At 62.1% G+C, this 4,933-nt stretch carries 4 protein-coding genes; 1 reads left to right on the top strand and 3 read right to left on the bottom strand.

Annotation, left to right across the window (positions count from 1 at the left end; translation table 11 throughout):
• A partial coding sequence (locus tag EN925_RS23385; RefSeq protein ID WP_164894346.1) for a ferritin-like domain-containing protein occupies nucleotides 1-495 on the bottom strand: 495 nt, incomplete at its 3' end.
• A 442-nt stretch (nucleotides 496-937) separates the two neighbouring features.
• On the opposite strand from EN925_RS23385, the gene EN925_RS23380 reads away from it, so the two are divergent.
• On the top strand, nucleotides 938-2,500 hold the full coding sequence (locus EN925_RS23380) for a GMC family oxidoreductase N-terminal domain-containing protein (protein WP_127384591.1): 1,563 nt from the start codon (nucleotides 938-940) through the stop codon (nucleotides 2,498-2,500).
• A 65-nt stretch (nucleotides 2,501-2,565) separates the two neighbouring features.
• Here EN925_RS23380 and EN925_RS23375 read toward each other — a convergent pair whose 3' ends face one another.
• Both EN925_RS23375 and EN925_RS23370 read right to left on the bottom strand, forming a co-directional pair.
• Nucleotides 2,566-4,095, bottom strand: coding sequence for an aldehyde dehydrogenase family protein (locus tag EN925_RS23375; RefSeq protein WP_244506846.1), 1,530 nt, complete (start codon nucleotides 4,093-4,095; stop codon nucleotides 2,566-2,568).
• Nucleotides 4,092-4,898: a creatininase family protein gene (locus tag EN925_RS23370; protein WP_013530431.1), complete on the bottom strand. Its 807-nt coding sequence runs from the start codon at nucleotides 4,896-4,898 to the stop codon at nucleotides 4,092-4,094. The genes EN925_RS23375 and EN925_RS23370 overlap by 4 nt, the downstream gene beginning before the upstream one ends.
• Nucleotides 4,899-4,933 lie beyond the last annotated feature (35 nt).

Below are 4,933 nucleotides of genomic sequence, written 5' to 3'. Positions count from 1 at the left end.
CTCATTGACACCGCCTTCGCCCAGCCCGGAAAGCGCTTCGTCCGTCGCGACCTCCTCTTTCAATGTCTCGTTGAGGAGCTTGACGACGTCGCTCTTGCCAAGCTGTTCAGCCCACGCGACCAACGTGCCGTAGCGCGCGATTTCATAATGTTCGACGGCCTGTGCCGCGCCGACCAGCCCAGCATCCAGGGCTGGGTCGCCCTTGTATTCGTCGAGAATTTCCGACCCTTCCTCAAGAATGCCGTCGATCGCCGGACAGGTTTTGCCGCGAGCCGGTTTGTCCATAAGTTCGAACACTTGCTCGAGCCGATCAACCTGGCCTTCGGTTTCCATGCGATGTTTCTCGAAGGCCGCAGCCACCTCCTCGGATTCGGCGCCCTTTGCCATCTTCGGCAAGGCCTTGAGTATCTTCTTTTCAGCGTAGTAGATGTCCTTCAGCCCATCGAGGAACAAAGCCTCCAGTCCCTTGGTCGTCGCTCTTTTTGCAGTCGCCATGATTTGTCTCCCTTGGATCGTCGTGAAAGCTCACCGGCGGTGTAGCCATGGACTAACTTTCCATGGAAGCAGTTGTTCCCTGGGGGCGACGTGGAAGGGCAGCGCGTCGAACACCGCTTTTATCGAGGGCCGATCGACATCAAAAGGCGATGGACGATGACGGTGTGAGAACCGCCGGCAGGGGGGACGGAAAGCACCGGGGTTCGTCGCGCCGTATGGAGTAGATGGTGAAAAGAGATACTTCCGAGGGGTTCATATACGAAATCATATTTACATATAAAACAAATCATGATGATCTTGCTGTCGTGCAACGGCGGCTAAGGTGGTCGGTTCCGGCGTCCGTCGCCGAGCCTGAATGCCAGCAGATGATCGTGCACAATGAAATCAAAGATGATGTCGCGGTCGAGTGAGCCGTGCATTGGTCGGATGTAGGGAGTGCGGCATGCCCTTTGATGTCATCGTTGTCGGAGCCGGCGCAGCCGGGGCTGTCCTTGCCGCCCGGCTCACCGAAGATGCGGGCACGAACGTGCTTTTGCTGGAAGCGGGGCCGGACTTCCGGAGCGGCGAGCAACCTGCCGAGATGGCGAGTCCAAATCCCTTCAACCTGCTGCTTCCCGATCATTTTCAGCAACAGTATATGTACCCCGACCTGATGGCTCGCCGCACCAAGCGGCAGGAACACCGGGTCTACTGGCGCGGCAAGGGGCTTGGCGGTTCGACGGCCGTCAATGGGCAGATTGCCATTCGCGGCGTGCTCCATGCCTTCGACCGCTGGGAGGAAATCGGATGCAAGGGCTGGTCGGGAGCCGACGTGCTGCCCTTCTTCTGCCGGCTGGAGGATGACCCGATCGCGGCTAATTTTCACGGCAGCGATGGCCCGATTCCGATCTACCGCGCGCCTGTCGAAAGCTGGGGAAGCGTCGACAAGGCCATGCGCCAAAGCGCGATGGCCCTCGGCCATCCCTGGCATGACGATCTCAATGCTCCGGATGCCGAAGGGGCTTGCACCTATCCCATCAACAGTCGAGCCGGCAAGCGCGTGTCGGTCAATGACGGCTATCTGGAAGCTGCCCGCGACCGGCCGAACCTCACCATCATCGGGCAGGCGACGGTGGACAAGGTGCTTTTCGATGGCAAGAAAGCGATCGGCGTTTTGGCCATCGTGGCCGGTCAGGTTCGCAAATTCGAGGCGCCGCTGGTCATCGTCTCGGCCGGCGCCATCCACTCTCCAGTCATCCTGCAGCGCTCGGGCATCGGTCCGGCGGCTCTCTTGAATCGAAAGGACATCGAGGTGCTTGCCGATCTGCCGGTCGGCGAAGGTTTCTTCGACCATCCTTATTGCCGCATCGAACTGAAGCTGAAGCCGGAATTCAAGGCGACCGATGTCGACGCGCGGCATACCAACTGCTGTGTGCGGATGAGTTCCGGTGTGCCGGGTGCCGAGCGCGACGACATCCTCTACGTCGCCATGAACCATGGCGGTATCGGCGTGGAGTCCGACAGCGCCCAGTTCGGCGAGGCCATGGTCAATCTGATCCTGATGGAGGCCAAGAGCCGGGGCACCGTGCAGTTGCGTTCCGCCAATCCCTTCGACCAGCCGATCGTGGAAGAGAACATGCTGGACGATCCAATGGATCTTCAGCGCATGCGTATCGCCTATCGCCACCTTGGCGAGATTGCCCGGCAGGCGCCGATCCAGGCGATCGCCGAGCGCGTCCTGCTGGGGGATTCCGATCTGCCTTTGTCATGGCTCGAAACGGCAAGCGACGAGGAGGTCGACAATTTCCTGCTGGCGCAGTCTTCCGATGCGCAGCATGGGATCGGCGGCTGTTGCATGGGTAGGCCCGGTGAGGCCGTGGTCGATCCGGAATGCCGGGTCTACGGTTTTGAAGGGCTGCGGGTTATCGATGCGTCGATCATGCCGCTCGATTGCCAGGCAAACACCAACCTGACCTCGATCATGATTGGCGAGAAAATGGCCGACAGCCTGCGCCGGTCCATCTGACAGCTCGCTGCCGAACGGCATACGGTCGCACGGGAGGCCCGCGCAAAAGGCGCGGGCCTTGAATGTCAGCGAGTGACGTCCACGGTAATCGTCTTCAGGTCGCACATTTCCATCAGCGTGTGCCGACCCCCGGTGCGGCCGAGGCCGCTCTGCGTCCCGGCGGCGCCGCCGGCAGGAATATGCGGCTCCCAATAGCAGCTCATCTCGTTGATGTTGACGATACCGACCCTCAGGCTTTCAGCAAAGGCAAAGGCGTTCTTGATGGTGCTGGTGAAGACCGCGGCCGACAGGCCGTAGGGGCTGGACGCCGCAAGTTCCATCGCCTCCTCGTCGGTCTCGAAGGTCAGGACGGGTGCAACCGGCCCGAAGGATTCCTCGACGTTGAGCAGGCTTTCCCGGGTCAGTCCTGTGACGATCGACGGCTCGAAATAGAGATTGGTAGCAAAACCCGACGCCACATTGCCGCCGGTGACGATCTCGGCGCCACGAGCGCGGGCGTCCGCAATGTGGCTGAGCACCTTGTCGACGGCGACCGCATTGTTGATCGGCCCCATCGTCGTCGCGGGATCGAAAGGGTCGCCCATTTTCACCTTCGCGGCCGCTTTCACCAGACCTTCGATAAACTGGTCATGGATGGATTTATGCACCAGCACACGTTCGGTGGCCGTGCAGATCTGCCCGGCATTGGCAAAGCAGCCGGCCCCCACCTGGGCGGCGGCCATGTCGATATCGGCATCGGCTAGCACGATGGTCGGACCGTTGCCGCCCATTTCGAGCAGAAGCGGCTTGCCCGCGCCACGCCGGGCGATCAACGCGCCGGTGGCGGAACTGCCGGTGAAGCCGATGGCATGGGTGCCCGGATGAACGACGGCCTCGTCGCCCACCTCCGCACCATCTCCCAGAACGAGATTGATGGCGCCGTCCGGCAAGCCCGCCTCGATGAAGCATTCGACAAGTGCCGTGGCAATCAGCGATGTCGTCGGCGCCGGCACCCAGACAACGGTGTTGCCCGTTGCGACGGCCGGTCCGAGATAGTAGAGGCAGGGCAGGGCGAGCGGGAAATTCCACGGCGTGATGATGGCAAAGATGCCCTTCGGCTGCAGGAAGCTGAAGGCGCGCTTGTTGGCATCGGCCAGGGGAAACGCCGCCGTCTCCAGCCACTTCATCTGCTCTGCCGCATTGCGGAAACCGAGAGCTGCCGCCGATGCTTCGGCCTTTGCCTCGCTGTGGAAGGGCTTACCCTGTTCCAGGCAGAGCAGGTGGGCAAGCTCTTCGGCGCGCCTGTCGATCGCGTCGGCGATGCGCATGCACAATTGAGCGCGTGCGAAGGTTCCCATCTTGCGCATGGTCTCGCGTGCGCCTTCGGCGGCTTTCACCGCGCGACCGACATCGGCGCGGGTGGAAAGGGAGAGATAGCCGAGATGCTCGCCCGTCGAAGGACTATCGATTTTCAGGAATTTGCCCGAGCTGCCGGCAATCCACTCGCCGCCGATGCGGTTGATGCCGATGCGGGCGGCTGCTTCCGGCTCCGAGACGATCGCCATGCCACGCAGGTTGGGGCCTTCGAGAGAAGATTTGAAATGGACTGTCATCATGCGTTCCTTTGGCCGAATTCGGATTGGATGTTCAAAATGGCGGCGCGGCTGCGTTCCACGGCTGCGATGAAAAGTCTGCTGCCGGCCTCCGCGCTTGCCTGCGATGGCGTGCCGATGACGCCGTTGTCGCGGATGGCTTCGAAACGGCGCCAGACGGTGACGGCCGGCGCGGCGTAAAGGTGAGGATCCGGCCAGGATGGCGGAGTGCCGCCTGGCGGGATGAGATCGCGGCGAACGCTGTCGCCAAGCACATGCATCATCAACGACGTTTCAAGCGCGCAAGCGTGACCGGTGCCTGTGGCGGCATCGGGCAGGGCCTGCGCCGCCACGTCGGCGATGAGATCGAAATACGAGAAACCCGCGGTGACGATGCCACGCTTGCCAAGGGTGGTGATCGCCACCTGGATGGCGGCGCGGTTTCCGCCATGGCCGTTCAGCATGACCGGCAGGAAGCCGTCTTCGGCAAGGCAGGTGCAGAGATCGACGAGAACGGCGATGAAGATCTGCGGGCTGAGGCTCATGGTGCCGGAGAAGGAGCGATGATGCTCGGACGAGCCATAGGCGAAAGGTTCGGCGACACGGATGGAGGCCTGTCCTTCCGCCGCGGCGAGCGCAACCGCTTCCGCAAGCCAGCAATCGACGCCGAGCGGCAGATGCGGGCCATGTTGCTCGACAGCGCCGAGCGGTAGAATGACGACGGGTTTATGCACGCCGGCTGTCGCGTGTCTTTCCGTATCCGGGGAGGTCATCAGCGCAAAGCTGGATCCAGGCGGGATCGGCAAGGCCGGAGCTGGCTCGTTCATCGTGCTGCCTCGACAAGCCGGGCCTTGGCGTAGGT

This window comes from Mesorhizobium sp. M7A.F.Ca.US.006.04.2.1, assembly GCF_004022915.1.
GTDB lineage: Bacteria > Pseudomonadota > Alphaproteobacteria > Rhizobiales > Rhizobiaceae > Mesorhizobium > Mesorhizobium ciceri.
Note: the sequence above shows the minus strand (reverse complement) of the source record. Positions and strands in the feature narration are given on the sequence as shown.

Coding starts and splice junctions, on each gene's coding strand:
- EN925_RS23380 (WP_127384591.1), top strand. CDS start 938: ATGCCCTTTGATGTCATCGTTGTCGGAGCCGGCGCAGCCGGGGCTGTC.
- EN925_RS23375 (WP_244506846.1), bottom strand. CDS start 4,095: ATGATGACAGTCCATTTCAAATCTTCTCTCGAAGGCCCCAACCTGCGT.
- EN925_RS23370 (WP_013530431.1), bottom strand. CDS start 4,898: ATGAACGAGCCAGCTCCGGCCTTGCCGATCCCGCCTGGATCCAGCTTT.